The organism is Bacillus sp. DTU_2020_1000418_1_SI_GHA_SEK_038 (assembly GCF_032341175.1).
Lineage (GTDB): Bacteria > Bacillota > Bacilli > Bacillales > Cytobacillaceae > Cytobacillus.
Genome location: NZ_CP135435.1, coordinates 311,016 through 331,487, shown reverse-complemented (window position 1 = coordinate 331,487; position 20,472 = coordinate 311,016). Strand labels below are relative to the sequence as shown.

Here is a 20,472-nt window from a genome sequence, read left to right as displayed (position 1 = left end):
ATCACTTCGCCTTATCAAATAGTGAATTATCGACAAACTCCTCATAGGAAGGAGGATTTTCTGATAAACCCATTTCCACTAAAGTTTTTGTTAATTCATCGTAGCTGCTTTTATTTACTCTTAAATCATCGTAAGAAATCCATTGAAACGAAAGATCCATTACCTCTTTATCAACCTTCATATATTTAGAAGAAGCTGTCAGTGTATGGTCATCTTTTTTCTCGGCTAATTCACCTGCTTTGACATACTCATTAACAAATTCCTGAGCCACTTCATTTTCCTTTTGAATAAAGTCATTTCTTAAAACGAGTGCGCAATCAATTGAATCCTTCCAAATATCCGTATCCTGATAAAGAACCTTTCCTTTCTTAATAGATACCGAGACTGCTCCAAACGGCTCTGCAACTACATACCCTGAAATTCTTCCCTCAGATAAAGCTGCAGGCATTTCAGCAGGCGGCAGCTCAATAGCCTTCACATCCTCATATTTCAGCCCTGCCTGTTTAAGCATTTGATAGAGCAAAATATTATGAGTAGAAAACTTATGAGGGATCGCAAAGTTTTTCCCCTTTAAATCCTCAACACTGTTAATATCATTAGCTGAAACCAATACATTCCCATCTCTATGGCCAAGTGCCACAGCTTTCAAATCAATCCCTTGCTCCTTTGCCTTCATAGCAAGAGTCACAAGAACAGAAGCACCATCTATTCGGCCTGTATTAAGGGCGTCCATTAACTCCGGCCATGAACCAAACTTAACAAGCTCCAATTTAAAGTTTTTAAACGAATCCTGTTCATTTTCTAAATACAAAGGAACCGCATGAGTAATCGGCAAATAGCCAATTTTCACTACTCGCTTTTCCTCATTTCCGGATTTCCCTGCTGATGATGGGTTAGACCCACAAGCAGCTAAGCTCACCGCAAGTATTGAAATAATCAATAAGGATAAAAGCTTTTTATAACTTTTCATCGTATCCCTCCTCTTTATATAAAAATATTTAAATATTAAACTCAATCGAAGGTGCAGGGCGGTTAAAGTGAAATTGTTCAAATATTGCCTTTCGATATCGCTGGAAGTCCTCATGACTTCGATCTCTAGGCTTTGAAAGAGTAATCGTTAACTCTTTGTCTATTTCACCTGGATTTGCTTTCATCATAATCACCCTATCTGATAAATAGATGGCTTCATCAATATCATGCGTAACAAGAATAACGGTCGTCTTCTCCTGATCTTGAATACGAAGAAGCTCATCCTGCAAATAATAGCGGTTAAATGTATCTAAAGCCGCAAAGGGCTCATCCATTAAAATCAATTCTGGCTGGATAGCAAGAGCTCTTGCTATCGCAACCCTCTGCTGCATCCCCCCGGAAATCTCATGCGGAAATAGATCACCCTTATCCCCTAATCCAACCAAGTTTAAATATGTGCGGGCTCTTTCTTTCCGCTCCTTAACTCCTAATTTCCCCCCTTCTAACCCAAGCTCCACATTTTCCAAAACAGATCTCCATGGTAAAAGTCCATAATTTTGAAAAAGTATAATACATTTTCTATTTGGCTGAGTCACTTGATTACCATCGATAATAACCTTTCCTTCATCGGGCTTTTCAAATCCCCCAATAATATTAAGCAGCGTACTCTTCCCGCATCCGCTCTCTCCCAATATGGAGATCATCTCTCCCCTTTTAATCTCAAAGGCCACATCATTTAATACACGTACAGTTTGCCCCTTATTCCTAAACGCTTTGCTCACATTGTCCACCCTAATAAAAGCCGATTCAACCAAGCCCTCTATCCTCCTTAAGAAGACAAAATCTATAATTCATCTAATTCCTATGAAAATACTATGTTTAATGATTGTAAGTTATTCTATTACACTTTTTTCAAAATGGCAACATGTTTTTTGAAAATATAAAATTTTCTTTAACCTGCTTATTTTAAAGAAAACAAAGGTGAAAATAAAAAATGGCTGCCATTAATGACATAATCATTATTGGCAACCATTTACGATCTTTTATTTAATTAAGAGACTTATTCATCCTGTTTATTATTTTACCTTAAAAGCAATTTGCGCTCTTATCTTAAAGTCCTTCTGCTCTTCCTCATCCGTATTAATATAAAAGTCAGCAAATCCACTGACTAAATAGTCTCCTGCCGGAAATTGATTCTCCATGATCCTTTTCATAAACTGTTTAAGTTCTTTTTCATCTTCTTCTGCATAACCGCCACTCCCATTGTATCGCTCCCTAAGCGGCTCACCTTTCTTCATTATGGTGCTAACTAATGGCTGGTTCATTGCATAGTCAATGGGAATATCACGTGTTTTCTCAATCATCGGGAAATGGAAAACAGATGATGCATGATATATGGTAATTTCCTCTTGATCACCAACATATTCTAATTCAGCGTATAGTTTAACAGGGTTATTCTCCTTATACTCTGCATTTTCAGTCACAATACGATAGATGAAATCCCCTTCAGCTGCCTCAGCACTTGTCGTTACAGCTTCCTTTGGGGGGATGATTTCAACATGTAATGCTTTTGCTTGACTCGGATAGGATTCAGCAATGGCACCCTCAACCCAGACTGCGACTTCTTGATACGGTTGGAATTTATTAATATCCTCTGTAGCTTTTAGCGTAATCCAAACCAAGCCCTTTTCAACATCTTCTACTAAAATTCTACCCACTTCCTTATTAACCTCAAGAATTACTCCTTTTATATCGGATTCACCTTTCACATCATTCTTTTGATTACAACCTACTAAAATAAAAGAGAATAATAATAACCAGGTAAATAATTTTTTCATATGACTTTTATTCCCCCTTCTATCCGAATAGACGATTTTAATAAATAAAGGTTTCATATCGAAATGTATAATTTTGGTGCCAAATCCTTATAATAGCTATGTAAAAATAGGAATAAAGTATTTTTATTTTAGGCTGTCTTACGATTTTTTTACAAATAATAAATTAGCATCTAATTTTATTGTTTCGGCAAAAAACGACATCGATAATAGGAGAAGAACATGGATTTATTTCGCAAAAAATCGATAGGCAATGAAACCTCTAATAACTCACTCAAAAGGGTTCTTGGCGCTGTAGATTTAACCATGCTTGGGGTTGGGGCTATTATTGGAACAGGGGTATTCGTTTTGACAGGAGTTGCAGCAGCAAAATATGCCGGCCCTGCCTTAATCCTCTCCTTTATCATTGCAGGTTTAGCATGTGCATTTGCAGCGTTATGCTATTCAGAGTTTGCCTCGATGATTCCAGCATCGGGCAGTGCTTATACTTATAGTTATGTGGCCTTCGGTGAATTATTTGCTTGGATTTTAGGCTGGGATTTAGTTCTCGAATATGGACTTGCCTCTTCTGCTGTAGCAAGTGGGTGGTCAGGTTATTTCCAAGGATTATTATCAGGATTCGGAATTCATTTGCCAATGGCTTTTACCTATGCTTTTGATTCCACAAAAGGAACAATTATCGATTTACCAGCTGTTATTATCGTCTTTTTAGTTACCTTATTACTTTCTAGAGGAGTAAAAGAATCTGCTAAATTTAATGCCATCATGGTTGTTGTTAAGGTGGCTGTGGTACTTCTATTCATTATCATTGGGGTTTGGTATGTTGAACCAGCTAACTGGACTCCGTTTATGCCGTTTGGATTTTCTGGAGTCGTTACGGGAGCTGCGGTTGTCGTGTTTGCCTACTTTGGCTTTGATGCGGTATCTACTGCTGCTGAAGAAGTCAAAAACCCTCAGCGTAATCTCCCAATAGGAATCATTTCATCATTAGCAGTTTGTACAATTTTATATATCGCTGTCTCTTTAGTTCTGACTGGGATAGTACCGTACGATTTGCTAAATGTGAAAGATCCAGTAGCTTTTGGTTTGCAATTTATTGATCAAGATTGGGCAGCAGGTTTTATTTCTCTTGGAGCCATCGTTGGAATTACAACAGTCCTAATCGTCATGATGTTTGGACAAACACGTCTGTTCTATTCCATTAGCAGAGATGGGCTTCTGCCAAAGGCTTTATCCGCTGTTCATCCAAAAACTAAAATTCCTTTAAAAAGCACATGGGTAACAGGAATACTGGTTGCCTCTCTTGCCGGTCTAGTTCCTCTTGATAAATTAGCTGAGCTGACAAGTATTGGTACATTATTTGCTTTCACAGCTGTTTCTCTTGGGGTTGCTGTACTTCGTAAAACTCGACCAGATCTCAAACGTGGATTTAAAACGCCTTGGGTTCCAGTTATTCCAGCTTTAGCAGTTATCTTCTGTGTCTATTTAATGCTGCAGCTTTCAGCATTTACATGGAAAGGTTTCGCTGTTTGGCTATTTCTCGGTCTTGTCATTTACTTTACGTATGGTTATAGGAAGAGTCACTTAAATCAATAGTCTTATAAATGTTAAATCTATCCATTCAATCAATCATCATTACAATTGTAGAGAGTTCAATTGATATTGATCTAGGGTACCGCTATTATGCGGTAATTTCCGTCACTTAGCAGATTTTCATCCAAATAAAGCCGATTCCCTAATAAAATATTTAGGAATCGGCTTTTTTGATTTGTCCTTTTTCTATACAACTTTACCTTTATTTGGATAATATATAATCATTTTAATACCTACGTTCACGATCTACTAGCCCGTGTAAAGGCTGTCCATTCATGAATCGCTTTAAATTTTCCGCAAAAAAGCTACATACACCATCGATCGTGCTTGGCCCTGACAAATGGGAGGTAACATACACATTCGGCATTGACCAAAAGGCATGGTCATTTGGCAACGGTTCTTTCTCAAACACATCGAGAACTGCTGCACGAAGATGTCCTGTCTTCATAACTGATAACAAATCCCCTTCATCTATTAATGCCCCACGGCCCACATTGACAAGACAAGCATCCGGCTTCATCGCTAATAGAAGTTTTTCGTTGATTATATGATGCGTAGCCTCAGTTAATGGAAGAATTGTGACTAAATAGTCAAGATCTTTAACAAAGTCAGCCCAGCTATTCGAAGTATAGTGGCGATCCACTAATGAAGCTTGCTTTCTGCTAAAGCTTAATCCGTGCACATTCATATCAAAAACTCTTGCTTTACGCACAATTTCAGCTCCTATAGATCCAAGTCCAGCAACGCCTATCGTTTTCCCTGCTAAAGATTCCGAAATGAAAGGATCCCAGTTCCGTTCCATTTGGGATTGACTCATTCGCGAAACATCTTTCACAATATGCAAAAGGTATGTAAATACATATTCAGATATATAGGTTCCAAATTGATCAACAATACGGGTTAATTGAATACTTTCAGGTATTGATTGATCTGCAACAAGATCATCAACCCCTGCACCCATTGATTGAAACCAACGAATATTTGAGGAAATTGGCTGATTTAATATATAAGTTGGAAACTTCCATCCTAAAATGATTTCAGTCTGCGGTAAGTTTTTTTCTGCTTCTTCTAAGGTTGCAGCAGCCTTCACTGAAGTAAATCCAAAATTACGAATGCAGTCAGCATAAGCTTCGGCATCTTTCTTATCAGGTGTAAAAACAAGTATATTTGGCTGAATTGAACTCATCAGAATTCTCCTTTTTTTAAATTATTATGATAGTTATATCGGTTGCCTTTAGAATGAATAATCATGATGATAATCCTTCTAACACCTCCATTGGCACCCAACCAACTAAACCGTTCCTTTTTTTGACTAATGTGTAGCCAGATACTTCAGCATTGAGCACCTTTACAATTTCACCATGTCGGACAGATAAAAATGTAGTGCTTAAATCATTTTTACACCACACACCCTCATCATCTTCAACCAAATACTCATTTTTTACCCATTGCTCAATCCCAAGTTTAATATTCCTGCAAAGGGTAAAGTAGGGTTCTTTGCGAATAATACTCATTTCATAATTGGGATAGGTGACTGTTCCGACACGACCTGTCTGATCTAAGTAGTCTTTTTTAACTTTCCTTTTCTCATGAGGCTCATCAACAAACTCGAACGAAAATTGATTATTCTCGAAAATAAGGGCATTCAGCTGCCCATCCCTTTTAATCCGATTGCCCCCATCAATGGCAATAATTTTTTTCTCCAAATCAATCACAGGATTATTGGAGCTCTCGGAATCAAATCGATAATTAACAACTGGCCAATGTCCGACTATGACGGTTTTCTTAGCCTGATGCCCTCTATCAAAAAAGGAATCGACAGATAGAGCGAAGTTTTCATCTGTTTCTTCCCAATCGGCCCGGTCCTCAATACCAGCGTGTATCATTATGAAGTTCTCTGTTTCAATAGCCACAGGCAATGATTCCAACCAATTTAGTTCTTCTTTAAAATGAGTATCATAATACTGTGCAAGCTGTTGAATCTGACTGAAATGCGTTAAAGACTGTTGACCCTGCTCCAGCATTTCATTTAAGATAGAATTTTTTCTTGCCTTCATATAGTTGAGAATTTTTTCATTCCCCATAAATACATAACGGTGTAAAATATCGCAGTTCCCTTTCGTGACGAAAACATTTGGGGATTGCTCTGTCATCTTCATTACATAGCGAACGATTTCTAAACTGTTTTCTCCTTTTTCACAAAGGTCTCCGATAATAAATAAATAGTCATCTTCATTGTACTTAATCTTTTCCAAGAGTCTTTTAAATAAAGATAGATTTGCATGGATATCTGAAATTATAATACTTCTTCTAGTTGGGTCTAAGTTTAATTTACTAACAATTAACATTCGAGTCTCCTCTTATTTAGTGACTGATTAAATCGGGGTTTAATAAAGAATAAACATATGTATCAAAAGGAACACCATCCTGATACATGTAATTTCTCAATACGCCTTCTTTTTCGAATCTAAGATTTGTTAATAATTTATTAGACGATTGGTTTTCTATAAAAACAACTGCGCCTATTCGTGTAAAATTAAGTTCATTGAACCCAAATGATATGATCTCAGAAACAGCTTCAGCCGCATATCCCATTCGCCAATAATTAGGATGCAATTCATATCCGATCTCCGCTCTCTTATGCTTTGGGGACCATAAATTAAACCCAATTGTACCAATAAGTTCTTTTTGGTCTTTAACTTGGATTCCCCATCTAATTCCGCGTTTTTCATGATAGTTTTTTTCAAATGATCTGATTAACTCTTTTGCCTGCTCAATGCTTGTTAACGGTTCCTGCCCGTAATAACACAGCATATCGCTATTCGTAAAACAATTAAAAATCTCTTGCACATCATCTTCAACAATTTCCCTTAATAGCAGTCTTTCTGTCTCTAATGCCGGAAACATTCTCTCACTCCATTTTTGTATTAGGTTATATATTCTGGAAATCCACTACATTTCCCTTTGTCTTAAGAGTTTATTTACAATCCTTTTATATAGAAGGACCTGAATTTTCCAAAAACCATCATCAATTATCGTACGAATTCTAAAATCATTAGTAAACACAAAAGCAGGAGAATACTCCTGCTTTTGTGTTTATGCTGAACTTAGTGCCAATTGAAGGCCCCGCCATTACTCTACACGAAACTTTGAAACTAAAGCCTGCATTTCTTCGGCTAAATCGGATAGGGATGAAGCTGAAGCAGCGATTTCTTCCATAGAAGCCAGCTGTTCTTCGCTAGCAGCTGCTACGCTTCTAGAATAATCAGAGGAGTTTTGAGCAATCCGACTCATTTCCTCAGCAGAAGCAGTTATTTCCTGACTGCTTGCGGACATTTGCTGCGAAGTCGTTGATACGTCTTGGATTTGATTGGCAACGTGGCGCAGTGAGCTTAATATTTCTTGAAACTTTTGCTCCGTTTCCTTCGCGATGTCTAGTCCAGTATCTACTTCTGCATTCACCACATCCATTGTGTGCACTGATTTTTCCGTCTCAGCTTGAATCTCTTGAATGATGTTCGCTATATGCTGTACGGAGTTGGTTGACTGTTCTGCGAGTAACCTCACTTCACCGGCTACGACAGCAAATCCTCTGCCCTGTTCGCCAGCTCTTGCTGCTTCAATGGCTGCGTTCAATGCTAATAAATTTGTTTGATCGGCAATCCTGCGAATAATTTCTAAAATGTTACCAATTTCTAATGAACGATCATTTAATTTCTTGATGGACGAATTTGACTGTTCGACAGTGGAACGAATCATTTTCATCTGGCTAACTAGATGCTGTAGGGAAACATTTCCTTCCTCAGCTTGGATTGAGGACTTTTCCGCTTCTTGTGAAACTTCTACACAGTTAGCAGCGACACTTTGAAGCCCAATATCCATACCGGACATTTTCCGCACAGTATCCTCTGCCCCAGCTGTCTGCGCTTCAGATCCGCTGGCAACTTCTTGAATAGCACTGACAATTTGCTCTGTAGTTTTGGCGTTCTGCTCTGCGTTAGCTGTTAACTGTTCGGAGGAGGTTGCCACTTGTTGTGACATAAACATGATTTGGGAGATTAACATTTTAATGTTTTGAACCATCTGGTGAAAGCCCTGTACAAGTACACCTATCTCATCCTTATTCTTTACATTTAGAACATCCATAGTGAGATCTCCATCTGCAACCTGCTTTACTTGATTCGCCAATTTCACTAAAGGATTCGAAATCATGCGCGAGAAAAGAATGATAATAATTCCGCCGACCGCCAATGATACAGCTAAAGTAATCGCAAGAACGGTTACAATATCGTTCGCTCTTTGATTAAAATCCTGATAGAAACTATTTGTACAAACAATCCATCCCCAGGTTGGCTCAAGCTCTGCGTAACTAACGTTTAGTGCCATTTCCCCCGGCTTATCCGGCAGCTCCCACATAGTGTCAATATAAATGGATCCTTGAGTTTGAACTGCTTTAATCATTTTTTGAAAAAAGTATTCTCCTTCGCTGTCTTTATAATCCCATGTATTTGTCCCTTCCAAGTATGGGTCGGCAACTTGCATCCCTTTTTCATCGATTATGTAAAAATAGCCATTTTCCCCTAAATTAATATTTTTATTAATAGGACGGGTCCCATCGGCCAGTTTTTCCCCTAAAATGGAGACCTTTACATATTCTTGAGCCTCTTCCAAGCTAATACGACCCATTTTCACTTCTTGGTCCATTGTATTAATTAGCTCAATCGTTTGTTTCACACTGTTTTTTAACATTAACTTTCCTGATTCATTCAGACTATTTAGCGATAACTGGTAGCTTACTAACCCAATAAGAAGACTTGGTACACATAAAAATATGAATGAAACAAATATGAGTTTTTTTCTTAAGTTCATATGATACATAAAACACTCCCCCGAAGAATGCTAGATTATCTAAACTCTAGTAAAAAAGGCAGAAAGCACTTGTCTCCCAAGTGCTTTCTATCTACTTTTCTTAAATTTTAAATACATTTTGAAAATTAAACTAGCAAAATTTCCCAACATACAAAATATTCAACTTCGGATTATATAAACTATGGAAATAGTGTTAAATAGAGTTTTATTAAACAGCTTTCCTTCTTGACATTGAAACAATGCTATATAGGATTGCTGTTACAATAATTGTCGGATAAACAGCACCAGTAGTACTTGTAAAGATTGTTACATCACGAATCGCAAGGAAAAAGACAACACCAATAACCCAGACTGCGATTGCCTTTACATTTACTCCATTCGTGTACCAGTACTTTCCGCCTTCCAATTCCAATTCTTTTACTTCGTATTTCTTTTTCTGAATAAAGAAGTAATCGGCAACTAAAATTCCGAGTAAGGCACTTAAAACCATTCCAATATATTCTAAGAAAATCATAAATGTATCTAAGAAGCTTGCCATATAAAGGGGAACAAGCATTAAAAATCCTGAGATGATTGTAACAAGCCAAATCGAATGCAGCGGCTTTACTTTCTTCGTTACATTCGTAACGGAAACCCCTGCTGCCATTAAATTAACTACATTCGTAGTTATACATGCAACAATAATCATAATCAGCGCAACCCAGCCTAGCCCTAAATTAGTGACAAGCGTACTTGGATCAGAATTGTTCGGATCAAAGGTTCCAGTAGATAATGCAGCTCCAATTGTTGCTACGATACCCACAAAGGCAAACCATATGAGTGAACTGCAGGCCCCAAGAAGCGGCGCAATCGTTGCTGCTTTAGTAGTTCTTGTATACCTTGTGAATTCAGCAATACCAAGAACCCACGCTAAGCTAAAGGCTGCCATTATATCGATCGCAGTGCCGAACGGCATTTTCGATTCAGTAGGGGGTTTCCAACTAATAATGTCGGAAAATGAATGGGCTTTAAATACAATGGCTGTAATCCAAATCCCCAGAATTAGAATTAATGCGACACCAATTCTTTCTACTATTTTAATTGACTTTCTTCCTAAGGAGACAGCAACCAAATTCAAGGCACTCATGAATATTATTCCTAAAATCATTGGCCAGGTACTCCCTGGTTCCCCATATGCAGGCCAGCCTAACAAATCTTTAAAAATAAAACTCATGGATATAACTGCAATAAACGTATTAACAACCGCCCAGCCTAGAAATGTAATCGTATTCAATGCTGTTGGGAGAAAGCTTCCCCTTATTCCGAAGGCTGGCCTAGTCAAAGCCATTGTAGAAGTACCAACCTTGTAGCCCATATAACCAACAAGTGCCAGCACGAGATAGGCAATTGGGTTCGCTACTAATGCCACAATAATGGCCCCAGTAAATGCAGCACCGGCGACCGTTCCCCCTACATACCACGATGCGTTATTTGAATTAGCTCCAATCCAAACAAAAACCATATCCCAAAATCCGATATTTCTTTGACTCATTGGGACTTCTTCTGTTGCGTAATACTCCACAGATATTTCATCTAGATGATCGGCTGCGTTGGTACCAAGCTCTACTTCTTGCCGCAATTCTTCCAAACTTATACACCTGCCTTTTCCTATTTAGTAGTATTTTTATATTATGAAACGCCTATGTTCAGGACTTAACAGCCATTGACGTACTTGATAATTTCCCAAATACTTCTCTGACATTCTCTGGAGTAAATTGTAACTGATCAGGAACTTCAGACTCCCAAACATGATGGCTTTTCCCTAGCAATTTATTTTCTATTTGACTTGTATCATAAACTTTTAAATCATATATCCAATTTGCCAGCATGAGGATTGAAGCCATATGCGCTCCTACTGTTGTAGTCCCACAAATGTCTTTTATGAGATTAACCTGGTAATCACGATAATAGGCATCTAACACTGTTGCCATTACACAACAATCCGTAAGCACACCGCCAATAATCAAATGTTTTATACCCAAGCTTTTGAGCATTAAATCAAGGCTTGATTCATAAAATCCGCTGTATCGGTATTTATCAATAATAATGTCGTTATCTTGCGGCTTTATCTCATCTATAATCTCAATGGTTTCCTTTCCAGAATGATAATAAATTGGTTCACCCTGCTCATTCACAGGTTCTTTATTGGCAAGGCCTATACCATCGGCTCTGCCGATATGTCGAGTGTAAATGATCGGAATCCCCTGCATCCGACATGCGTTGATGAGGGCCCTTGCGTTTTGAACAATGTCATTCATTCCAACAACATCGGACGTTCCGCTTTCTTTCTGAAGATCTATTAGTAAGAGAGCCGTTTTTGTTAAATCCAAAGTGACCCACCCCTTTTATTAATCTATAAAAATCAAATTTACTAAGCTGCCATGTACCATGTAAGACTAAAAGAAAAATAATCCTAAACGACCTTCCACTCTTTAAGTTCAAGGCGGCGAACCTTCTCGATAATATGGGGATCTTTTTCTGCTAACGAAAGCGCCTCTTCAAATGAATCTGCTATATATACAACTAGACCCCCTGATCCATCTGCGAAAGGCCCTCTGCCATAAATCTTTCCTTGTTTATCTAGATCTTCTAAGTACGCGATATGACGCGGGAGAACTTCACTGTTTTTTTCTGGGTCGAGCATGTGTAGCAATGCTGCATAATAAGCCATTTTAGCCCCCCTTAATTACGGTTCCAGACGACTAGCTTTAATTCCGTCATTTCTTCAACCGCGTATTTTAATCCTTCACGGCCAAAACCGCTTTCCTTCACGCCGCCATATGGCATATTGTCTACACGAAATGTCGGAATGTCATTGATCATAACCCCGCCAACATGTAAATGATCGGCTGCATCCAGTGCTGTATGGACATTGTTTGTGTAAATTCCCGCTTGAAGCCCGTACCGTGAATCATTTACTAGCTCAATCGCTTTTTGAACAGATTTCACTTTGTTTACTAAGACGATCGGTGCAAACACTTCTTGGCAAGATACCCTCAATGCTGCATCAGCATCCAATAGAATGGTAGGCAGTAGAACGTTCCCCTCTGCTGTACCGCCTGCTGCCAATTTGGCACCAGCTTTCTGTGCCTCATGAATCCAGCTGAGGCTGCGCTCTACATCAGCAGATGAAATTAACGCGGAGACATCTGTTTTCGAATCAAGCGGATCGCCGACTACTAATCTTTCTGTCGCCTCAACAAACTTTTCGACAAACTCTTCGTATAGCTCCTCCTGAATATATACACGCTGTAAAGAAATACAGACTTGCCCTTGGAACGCAAAGGCACCGGTTACACATCTCGAAACAATTTTATCCAGATCCACACCTTTATCGATAATGACCGCTGCATTGGAGCCAAGCTCTAAGGTTACACGTTTCAATCCTGCCTTATTGCGAATGCCAATTCCTACAGCCGGGCTTCCCGTAAAGGTAATCATGCTTACCCGATCATCGGAAACAATTTTGTCGCCAACAACTTTTCCACTTCCCGAGACAACATTCAGTACACCAGCTGGCAGGCCAGCTTCTTGAAGAAGTTCTGCAATAAAGTAAGTAGATAACGGCGTTTGGGAAGCAGGTTTTAAGACAATCGTATTCCCGCTAGCAATCGCTGGACCTACTTTGTGAGCTACTAGATTCATTGGGAAATTGAACGGGGTAATCGCCCCAATAACGCCAATTGGTTCGCGTACTGTGTAGGCGAGCCTGTTTTCACCGCCACGAGCAGCATCTAACGGAATGGTCTCCCCATGAATACGTTTCGCTTCCTCAGCTGCAAACTTATAGGTTTCAATGGTTCGAGCTACTTCTCCCCTAGCTGTTGTCATAGGTTTGGCTGCTTCTAGAGCAATAATCCTAGCTGCTGCTTCTTTTCGCTCTTCAAGTAATTTGACCAAATTTTCCAAAATCTCGGCCCGCAAATGAGCAGGCATTTGGGCGATCACCTTCCGAGCCTTAAATGCCGCTTCAATTGCTAGATCTGTTTCAGCTTCTGTTGCAATCGGAATTTCGGCTATGATCTCACCTGAGTAAGGGGACCGCAATTGGTTATATTCCTTAGCTTCAATCCATTCCCCATTGATAAGTAAGTGTTTTCTTATCATTTTATCTACGTATGTCATATCTATAACCCCTTCCGTCTTTAAGTGGATTTATCTAAAGGTTCGAAGCCATATTGGAAATTATTTTTTCATCCCTTCTAAAGAAGTACTCACGTAATTTTATTGTTAAGCCGCCATTTCCGAATTTCGGTCGGGAGCCCTCTGTCATTTGCATTCCATTTAAAGAATCAAGAAAGGATAAAATATAATGTCGCCGCTCTAAAATATTGACAACTCCTTGATCATAAAACCAAGCATCAATCGTATTGTATACCCCTCTATTAACCCCGTACTTTTCCTTGCAAAAATGTATAAAAGATAAATCATTTAGATGGATCTTCTCTTCTGGATTTGAATTCATCATACTCCTCCTAACCGGAAAAGGCGTTGCTATTTCGTCAAATCTAGTGAATGCGAATCACTCTGCCATCATTTTAGCTATTAAAATATTTACTTTAATACAACATAGTAGTTAACTATATTGGGGGTTAGGCTTCGGTTCTTTTAATGCTTTTTGCATAAAAACGATTTCCTCACTTAATGAGGAGACACGCTCCAAAACCTCTGAATCAACCAATTCATTTGTGGAGCTGAAATGGTCATTATGTGCATACACATAACCCGGAGCAACAAAGGCACGGAAATAACCGGCAATCGGCTTCAGCTGATTTTCGATTACTAAGTAATGCTGATATGTTCCGCCTGTGGCGGCAAACCCCATGACCTTATTGCGAAAAGCCTTTGGAGGAACTAGGTCAAACAGGTTCTTAAGTGCGCCAGTGATTGAGCCTTGAAAAATAGGTGTGCCTATTACATAAAAATCTGCTGAGGAAACGATATCGATCACTTTTTTCGTATCTCCTGTATACGTTGAAGGATCACGGCCATCACAAAACTGAACATCATACTCTTTTAAATCTAGAAATTCCACTTCAACTTCCGGATGTTTCTGTTTTACCTCTTCTGCTATTTTTTGTACCACCACTTTTGTTTTCGACCCAGTAATTGTTCCAGAGATGGCTAATAATTTCATTATAATTCCCTCCCAAATTGGATGTTCTAATTTTTGTTTTCATACAACTTACTTTCAGTTATTCCTATCTCATAATGAATGGATCGGGAATCGGTTCAGATGAAGTATTGACCCAAACAACTTTGCTTTGTGTGTATTCATGAATTGCTTCATATCCGCTCTCTCTGCCATATCCACTTAGACCTGAACCGCCAATCGGAGCTATCGGCGATATACTTCGATATGTGTTCACCCAAACAATTCCTGCTCGGACTGCTTTTGCTACTCGATGAGCCTTAGCGATATCACTTACCCAGATACCTGCAGCTAAACCGTAGTCGGTGCTATTTGCTAATTGGACAACCTCTGTTTCATCCCTAAATGGAATAACACTTAATACGGGTCCAAATATTTCTTCATTTGTAATCCGTGAATTATGATCATTATGTTCAAAAATTGTAGGCTCAAAAAACCAGCCCTTCTGTAGATGTTCTGGTTTTTTACCGCCGTAAACAAGCTTTCCGCCCTCATCATTTCCAAGCGCAACATATTGTTCTACACGATCCAATTGAGCTTTCGTTGCCAGCGGCCCCATTTCTGTGTCATTATGAAGCGGATTGCCGATTTTGATATTGGACACACGGTCAACCAACTTTTGCATCACCTTATCATAAATATCGACATGCAGTAACGCACGAGAACCCGCAACACAGCTTTGACCAGATGCTCCAAAAATACCTGCGATAATTCCCATAGCCGCATTATCAGCATTTGCATCTTCAAAAACGATGTTTGGCGATTTTCCGCCAAGTTCAAGAGATACCTGTGCAAAATTGTCCGCCGAATTCCTCACAACATGTCGGGCAGATTCCTCACCTCCTGTAAATGCAACGCGTCTAACGAGTGGATGAGAAGTAAGTGAATCTCCAACCGGTATGCCAAATCCAGTTACAACATTGACAACTCCAGGTGGAAAGCCCGCTTCCTCCACAAGCTTCATAAGCTCTAAAAGAGAAGCTGAAGTCATTTCGGAAGGCTTGATCACAATTGTATTTCCAGCCACAAGAGCAGGAGCCAGCTTCAAAGTGGTTAAATAGAGCGGTGAATTCCAAGGTGTAATTGCCGCTACAACTCCAAGCGGCTCTCTAGAAGTAAAGACGAACATATCCTTCTTATCAATTGGCAGCGTCTTTCCGTGGATTTTATCTGCAAGCCCTGCATAATAATAGAAGAATTCTGGCAAATAACTTAACTGTCCCCGCATTTCGCGAATTAATTTTCCATTGTCAAGCGTTTCAAACTCAGCAAGCTCTTCAACTCTTCCAGCAATCAACTCACCAAGCTTGCGGACAAGTCTGCCACGTTCTGTAAACGTCATTCTTGCCCATTCTGAGTGCAAAAACGCATGGTGAGCAGCTTTCACAGCGCGATCTACATCTTCCGCAGTTCCTTTTGCTACAGTACACCATGGTTCTCCAGTAGCTGGATTATAGCTTGGAAAGTATTCTCCGCTTGACGATTCTGTCCATTCTCCATTTATATACATCTTATATTTTTTCAACTCAGTCACATTCATCTCTCCCTTCATTCCCCGATTCCGTATGTTTTCGAATAAACATACGAATCGCTTCATTCACAATTTCCGCCTTTTCTACCGGCAGCATATGCTTCACTTCTGGAACAATAAGCAATTCTGAATGTGCTATTTTCTCATGCATTTGTTTAGCCATTTCAGGGTTTGATCCTATATCATTTTCACCTGTCATAATGAAAGTCGGCAGATTAATTTCATGAAGCTTTAGCCATAATTCCTCATCTGCTGCTGCAAAAAGGCTATATGCCGCTAAATAGGAAGCAGGATCATTTGTCAGGAGCCGTTTACGAATTCTGTTCACTGTATCTTCATGGTTTATTAGATACTCTTGATTAAACCACCGCCCAATTGCAGGCTCGATCGTAACAGCAGGTCCTGTATTCTTTACTTCCGCAACCCTTTTTAAAATTGCCTTCCGCTGTTCTTCCGTCCGGTTCGCAACGGCATTCATGATTGTGAGTGTCTTTAATTTTTCTTTATGTTTCAGTGCAAATGCCTGAGCGACCATGCCGCCCATAGAAAAACCGATGAGATGGGACTTCTCAATGTGCAAGTGATTCATGAGTGCTTCCAGTTGCTCAACAAATTGGGCAAGTGAGTAAGGGCCGGGAGGATGCTCAGATCCTCCATGACCTACCATATCGTATACAATGACTCGGAACTCTTTTGACAGGTCTTTCACTTGCTGATCCCACATTGTATGATCCAAGCCAACACCATGAATCATAATGAGCGGCTCACCATTTCCTTTTTCTTCATAACGAATGGTCGTTTGATCATACATGGCTAAAGGCATTAGACAAGCCCCATTTCAACCATATCTTGATTACGGTCACCTGTTCTCGGATGCGGGCGTCCTCCCGTAGAGGCTCCGATGGCAACGACAATTTCATCGGCTCTTGGTGCATCTGGAATAGAAGCTTCAAACGTAAGGAAATGAGATCTTTTCGACTCATCGTTTTTATGAACCATTGGAATTAATACAGCTGAGCCTGCTCCGCCGCGTTTATTCGTAAAGCTTAAAATGCTTTTTCCCTGTACAGAATCACGGAATTTGTTTCCGAATTTCAATGTGTGAATAAATGCAGATGCGTGTTCCATTTCCCCATCTACCCCAACTACAGCAGCCTTGCCAAATGCTTCAACATCATCAGCAGAATCAATATGTTTAAACAATTCAGCGACTAATATTTCGCCAATTTCCGGTGCGTATTCATTAATTTCAGGCATTAAATCTTGCACAAAACCTCTTCCAGCCCAAGGATTTTTCATGACAAGCATAGCTGCGATCATTTTAACTGGCTTATCTAATTGCTTCCCGCCCTCAACACGTGTTTCTTCAATAGCTGTATAAACTTTTCGAATTTCCAACATTTTATAAAACCCCCGCTTTTATGTTTGTAAATTTAGGCATGACCTCTTCAGTAAACAATTTAAGACTCTTCATCATCTTGTCATGCTGCAATCCGTTATGATTAACCCACAGTAATAATTCTTGTAAATTTAATTCCTCTTTCAGTTCTTGAATTTTCTCAGCTACATATTCAGGAGTTCCGAACAATAAGTTTCTTGGGTGCAGGAAGTCATAGTTCAATTCCTGTCCTGGCTTTACTTGTTCGCCTGGATCCATTAGATTACCTAGCCCTCTCCAATGGCAAATCCAGCGATAATTATTTAATACTGCCTCTGCTGCATCTTGACGTGCTTGCTCCATCGTTTCAGCTACATAAACATCACGAACTAACGAAATGCCTTCACCAAGCGGAACTTCATACCCTCGGGCTTTCGAAGCCTTTTCACGATAAAGTTCAAAGCGCCCCTTCAGCTCTTTAACGGTTGGCATCCAGAAGATCCCTTTAATTTCATTCTCTGCGGCCCATTCAATGGATCTCGGAGAATCAATTACTTGCCATAATGGAGGATGAGGCTTTTGGTACGTGCCAGGCATAATTGAGATTTTTTCTATTTCTCCCTTTTCCATATCCATATATTCTGGTGTTGCCGGACTCATTGGATGGCTCCATTTCAACCCTTTCGGAGGAAATTGATAAATGTCTCCTTCATGTGAAAAGAAACGGTTCGTCCATGCCTTCTTCAAAATTTCTAACGTTTCTTCGAATAACGCCCGGTTTTGCTCCTGGTTCTTTGGATCAGCAAGCGTATTTAAATTCGCTGCTTCTCTTCCATATAATCCGCGGGCTAGACCGACTTCCACACGCCCTTTACTAAGCTGATCAAGCATCGCAATATCCTCGGCTAGTCGAAGCGGATGCCAAAATGTAATAACGTTTGCCGCTTGACCAATGCGAATTCTCTTCGTATGTGCCGCAATATCTGCACCCATTAAAATTGGATTTGAAATCAACTCATTTCCTTCATGGCCAAAGTGGTGCTCTGTATACCAAATGGAATCATATCCATTTTCATCACAATAGATAGCTTGCTCTCTTGCTTCATCAAGAACTTTATGATATTCCTCATGACGTCCTGGTCCTGTTAAATTTGCGAAAATTCCGAATTTCATATATAGCATCCTCCCTATTTGTTTTTTTCGTATAGCTTTTTAGCAATTCCTGCTTTTAACTGCAATCCACTTGCCCTTACATGCTCACGCATGGCTTTCTCTGCTTCCTCTCTGTCACCCCTTAATATAGCCGCTAATACAGCCTGGTGCTCCTGAAGTGATTTTTCCAACCGGTTTGGTACCTCAATGCTGAGATAAACATACCTGCTATATGGAATTTGATTGAGCAGCAAATTTAACGAGTAATCTAGTTTAGAATTGTCTGATCCTTCAAGGATCGCTTTATGGAACAAGTTGTTCGACTCAACATAAAGCTTATGATCAGATGTCTGAACTGCCTTTTCCATTTCAGCAACAGCTTTTTCGACTTCTTTAATCATTTCCTCGTTTCCGCTTTCCGCAAGCAGGCCCGCAGCAAGCCCCTCCAGTACTTCCTTGACAGTAAATAGCTCGGTTAATTCCTTTTCTGTCGGCTTTGAAACACACGTCCCCACTCTTGGAATGATTTCAACTAATCCTTCCCTTTCTAATTGCTTTAACGCTTCTCTGATTGGTGTTCGACTAATTGCATATTGTTCAGATAAAGCAGCTTCTGAGAGCTTTTTTCCCGGTTCATATTCACCAGTGACAATCGCATCTCGAATTGCGTTCGTTACTTGAGCTGTGATACTCGTAGTCAGAATAGACATGATGTGAAATGCCCCTTTCTTTGCCATGTACCATGGTAGATTTTCTTAAAAAAATATACGCTTCTGTTTATTTACCATGTACCATGGCAGTTTTTTAAATAAATTAGGTTTACCATGTACCATGCAAGTTACTAATTTGATTGTAAATGCTTCCAATAAAATCGTCAACATGTTTTTAGAAAATTCTAAAGAGTATTTATACTGGGGATTTCTATAGGGACCAAGTATTGAAAAATCTGGCCCCAATACTTTTACTTTTCATTAGTTAGTTTACATCCAATAAAATTTTTCCCGTACTTTTCCTGCTTTCAATAAGCTTGTGAGCTTGTACTGCTTCTTTCAAAGGAAAACGATGAGCAATTTCAAATTTCAGTTTTCCTTCGCTTATGTATTGAAGAACTTGTTTGGCTGTATCCTGCAGCGATTGGGGTCTAAGCTTTCTCGTTGTACCTAAACTGAACCCGAGTACTGATCTGCAACTTGCGTGCAAATCACTTGTTTTAAATATGCCTGCAGTTCCGCTTGAATTACCAAATTGAACCAACCGGCCAAACGGCGCTAAGCAGAGTAGACTTTTTTCAGTGACCACCCCAGCAACGGAATCTAAAACTATATTAACCCCCTGCCCATCCGTAAACCCATTCACCTGATCGGCAAAATTTTCATTGTCATAACTAATAACATGATCTGCACCTGCTTGAATAGCAACCGTGCCCTTCTTTTCATCTCCCACTGTTCCAATTACTTTGCTTGCACCTAAAAGCTTTGCCATTTGAATAGCCGTAGTTCCTACCCCACCAGCTGCTGAATGAATTAGTACCGTTTCTCCTTGTTCGATCCTTGCTATATCATGAAGCATCTTATGTGAAAGAAAAGAAACAATTGGACAAGCAGCTGCCGTGTCAAAATCAATGTTATCTGGGATTTCATAAGTAAGCATTTCCTCTGAGACTACATATTCCGAATAAGATCCTTCTGATGGAAAAGCAATAACCCGCTGTCCTACCCATAAATTCTGAACCTCTGATCCTGTTTCAACAATGACGCCAGCCGCATCTAGCCCCGGAATAAATGGTGATTTCCAGCTGCCCTTTTTTCCATATCTCGCTTTTACATCCGCATAATTCACACTTGTTTTTACTACTTCTATTAATACTTGAGTTGGCTTAATACGTGGAATATCAGTATCAACATATTTCATTACTTCAGGATTTCCGAATTCAGTTATAATAATGGCTTTCAAA

20 protein-coding genes are annotated in these 20,472 nt (G+C 39.5%); 1 reads left to right on the top strand and 19 read right to left on the bottom strand.

The genetic code is table 11. The features are described 5' to 3' along the window. Position 1: 1 nt before the first annotated feature. From RRV45_RS01760 to RRV45_RS01750, 3 genes are all read right to left on the bottom strand, one after another. Positions 2-970: an ABC transporter substrate-binding protein gene (locus RRV45_RS01760; protein WP_315667053.1), complete on the bottom strand. Its 969-nt coding sequence runs from the start codon at positions 968-970 to the stop codon at positions 2-4. A 28-nt stretch (positions 971-998) separates the two neighbouring features. After that, on the bottom strand, positions 999-1,784 hold the full coding sequence (locus tag RRV45_RS01755; RefSeq protein ID WP_315667052.1) for an ABC transporter ATP-binding protein: 786 nt from the start codon (positions 1,782-1,784) through the stop codon (positions 999-1,001). A gap of 261 nt (positions 1,785-2,045) precedes the next feature. Then, a complete protein-coding gene (locus RRV45_RS01750; RefSeq protein ID WP_315667051.1) occupies positions 2,046-2,807 on the bottom strand; it encodes a DUF3221 domain-containing protein in 762 nt (253 codons plus the stop codon). 219 nt (positions 2,808-3,026) lie between these two features. Between RRV45_RS01750 and RRV45_RS01745 the strand changes: the two genes are divergently transcribed. Continuing rightward, positions 3,027-4,400, top strand: coding sequence for an amino acid permease (locus RRV45_RS01745; protein ID WP_315667050.1), 1,374 nt, complete (start codon positions 3,027-3,029; stop codon positions 4,398-4,400). A gap of 223 nt (positions 4,401-4,623) precedes the next feature. Here the strand turns inward: RRV45_RS01745 and RRV45_RS01740 are convergent, their stop codons facing one another. The 16 genes from RRV45_RS01740 to RRV45_RS01665 all read right to left on the bottom strand — a co-directional run bounded on the left by RRV45_RS01740 (position 4,624) and on the right by RRV45_RS01665 (position 20,471). Then, positions 4,624-5,583: a D-2-hydroxyacid dehydrogenase gene (locus tag RRV45_RS01740; RefSeq protein ID WP_315667049.1), complete on the bottom strand. Its 960-nt coding sequence runs from the start codon at positions 5,581-5,583 to the stop codon at positions 4,624-4,626. A 61-nt stretch (positions 5,584-5,644) separates the two neighbouring features. Beyond that, positions 5,645-6,745, bottom strand: coding sequence for a metallophosphoesterase (locus tag RRV45_RS01735; protein ID WP_315667047.1), 1,101 nt, complete (start codon positions 6,743-6,745; stop codon positions 5,645-5,647). A 16-nt stretch (positions 6,746-6,761) separates the two neighbouring features. Next, complete coding sequence (locus tag RRV45_RS01730; protein WP_315667046.1) at positions 6,762-7,304, bottom strand: GNAT family N-acetyltransferase; 543 nt, start codon at positions 7,302-7,304, stop codon at positions 6,762-6,764. 225 nt (positions 7,305-7,529) lie between these two features. Continuing rightward, positions 7,530-9,275, bottom strand: coding sequence for a methyl-accepting chemotaxis protein (locus tag RRV45_RS01725; RefSeq protein ID WP_315667045.1), 1,746 nt, complete (start codon positions 9,273-9,275; stop codon positions 7,530-7,532). Between the two features lie 199 nt (positions 9,276-9,474). Continuing rightward, on the bottom strand, positions 9,475-10,893 hold the full coding sequence (locus RRV45_RS01720; RefSeq protein ID WP_315667044.1) for a purine-cytosine permease family protein: 1,419 nt from the start codon (positions 10,891-10,893) through the stop codon (positions 9,475-9,477). 58 nt (positions 10,894-10,951) lie between these two features. After that, positions 10,952-11,635: a cysteine hydrolase family protein gene (locus RRV45_RS01715; protein ID WP_315667043.1), complete on the bottom strand. Its 684-nt coding sequence runs from the start codon at positions 11,633-11,635 to the stop codon at positions 10,952-10,954. An 83-nt stretch (positions 11,636-11,718) separates the two neighbouring features. Further along, positions 11,719-11,976 (bottom strand): YciI family protein, encoded by a 258-nt coding sequence (locus RRV45_RS01710; protein WP_315667042.1) that lies wholly within the window; start codon positions 11,974-11,976, stop codon positions 11,719-11,721. A gap of 11 nt (positions 11,977-11,987) precedes the next feature. Further along, positions 11,988-13,430: an aldehyde dehydrogenase family protein gene (locus RRV45_RS01705; RefSeq protein WP_315667041.1), complete on the bottom strand. Its 1,443-nt coding sequence runs from the start codon at positions 13,428-13,430 to the stop codon at positions 11,988-11,990. Between the two features lie 34 nt (positions 13,431-13,464). Beyond that, on the bottom strand, positions 13,465-13,773 hold the full coding sequence (locus RRV45_RS01700; RefSeq protein ID WP_315667040.1) for a hypothetical protein: 309 nt from the start codon (positions 13,771-13,773) through the stop codon (positions 13,465-13,467). Positions 13,774-13,881: 108 nt separating this feature from the next. Next, entirely contained in the window at positions 13,882-14,442 is a 561-nt protein-coding gene (locus RRV45_RS01695) for an NADPH-dependent FMN reductase (RefSeq protein ID WP_315667039.1), read from the bottom strand. Between the two features lie 64 nt (positions 14,443-14,506). Continuing rightward, positions 14,507-15,997 (bottom strand): aldehyde dehydrogenase, encoded by a 1,491-nt coding sequence (locus RRV45_RS01690; RefSeq protein ID WP_315668905.1) that lies wholly within the window; start codon positions 15,995-15,997, stop codon positions 14,507-14,509. Beyond that, positions 15,984-16,811 carry an alpha/beta fold hydrolase gene (locus RRV45_RS01685; protein WP_315667038.1) on the bottom strand — a complete coding sequence of 276 codons (828 nt, stop codon included), beginning with the start codon at positions 16,809-16,811 and terminating at the stop codon, positions 15,984-15,986. Before RRV45_RS01685 ends, RRV45_RS01690 begins: the two co-directional genes overlap by 14 nt. Continuing rightward, positions 16,811-17,389, bottom strand: coding sequence for an amino acid synthesis family protein (locus tag RRV45_RS01680; RefSeq protein ID WP_315667037.1), 579 nt, complete (start codon positions 17,387-17,389; stop codon positions 16,811-16,813). Before RRV45_RS01680 ends, RRV45_RS01685 begins: the two co-directional genes overlap by 1 nt. Position 17,390: 1 nt before the next feature. Beyond that, a complete protein-coding gene (locus RRV45_RS01675; RefSeq protein WP_315667036.1) occupies positions 17,391-18,539 on the bottom strand; it encodes an LLM class flavin-dependent oxidoreductase in 1,149 nt (382 codons plus the stop codon). 14 nt (positions 18,540-18,553) lie between these two features. Further along, complete coding sequence (locus RRV45_RS01670) at positions 18,554-19,228, bottom strand: GntR family transcriptional regulator (protein ID WP_315667035.1); 675 nt, start codon at positions 19,226-19,228, stop codon at positions 18,554-18,556. 265 nt (positions 19,229-19,493) lie between these two features. After that, the gene (locus RRV45_RS01665) at positions 19,494-20,471 is read right to left on the bottom strand and encodes a quinone oxidoreductase family protein (protein WP_315667034.1); all 978 of its coding nucleotides are present in this window, start codon (positions 20,469-20,471) and stop codon (positions 19,494-19,496) included. Position 20,472 lies beyond the last annotated feature (1 nt).

Bases quoted from the DNA above. Each gene is read 5' to 3' on its own strand.
- RRV45_RS01710 (WP_315667042.1), bottom strand. From the start codon at position 11,976: ATGGCTTATTATGCAGCATTGCTACACATGCTCGACCCAGAAAAAAAC.
- RRV45_RS01735 (WP_315667047.1), bottom strand. From the start codon at position 6,745: ATGTTAATTGTTAGTAAATTAAACTTAGACCCAACTAGAAGAAGTATT.
- RRV45_RS01680 (WP_315667037.1), bottom strand. From the start codon at position 17,389: ATGTTGGAAATTCGAAAAGTTTATACAGCTATTGAAGAAACACGTGTT.
- RRV45_RS01740 (WP_315667049.1), bottom strand. From the start codon at position 5,583: ATGAGTTCAATTCAGCCAAATATACTTGTTTTTACACCTGATAAGAAA.
- RRV45_RS01750 (WP_315667051.1), bottom strand. From the start codon at position 2,807: ATGAAAAAATTATTTACCTGGTTATTATTATTCTCTTTTATTTTAGTA.
- RRV45_RS01730 (WP_315667046.1), bottom strand. From the start codon at position 7,304: ATGTTTCCGGCATTAGAGACAGAAAGACTGCTATTAAGGGAAATTGTT.
- RRV45_RS01760 (WP_315667053.1), bottom strand. From the start codon at position 970: ATGAAAAGTTATAAAAAGCTTTTATCCTTATTGATTATTTCAATACTT.
- RRV45_RS01685 (WP_315667038.1), bottom strand. From the start codon at position 16,811: ATGCCTTTAGCCATGTATGATCAAACGACCATTCGTTATGAAGAAAAA.
- RRV45_RS01725 (WP_315667045.1), bottom strand. From the start codon at position 9,275: ATGTATCATATGAACTTAAGAAAAAAACTCATATTTGTTTCATTCATA.
- RRV45_RS01705 (WP_315667041.1), bottom strand. From the start codon at position 13,430: ATGACATACGTAGATAAAATGATAAGAAAACACTTACTTATCAATGGG.
- RRV45_RS01745 (WP_315667050.1), top strand. From the start codon at position 3,027: ATGGATTTATTTCGCAAAAAATCGATAGGCAATGAAACCTCTAATAAC.
- RRV45_RS01690 (WP_315668905.1), bottom strand. From the start codon at position 15,997: ATGAATGTGACTGAGTTGAAAAAATATAAGATGTATATAAATGGAGAA.
- RRV45_RS01670 (WP_315667035.1), bottom strand. From the start codon at position 19,228: ATGTCTATTCTGACTACGAGTATCACAGCTCAAGTAACGAACGCAATT.
- RRV45_RS01695 (WP_315667039.1), bottom strand. From the start codon at position 14,442: ATGAAATTATTAGCCATCTCTGGAACAATTACTGGGTCGAAAACAAAA.
- RRV45_RS01700 (WP_315667040.1), bottom strand. From the start codon at position 13,773: ATGATGAATTCAAATCCAGAAGAGAAGATCCATCTAAATGATTTATCT.
- RRV45_RS01675 (WP_315667036.1), bottom strand. From the start codon at position 18,539: ATGAAATTCGGAATTTTCGCAAATTTAACAGGACCAGGACGTCATGAG.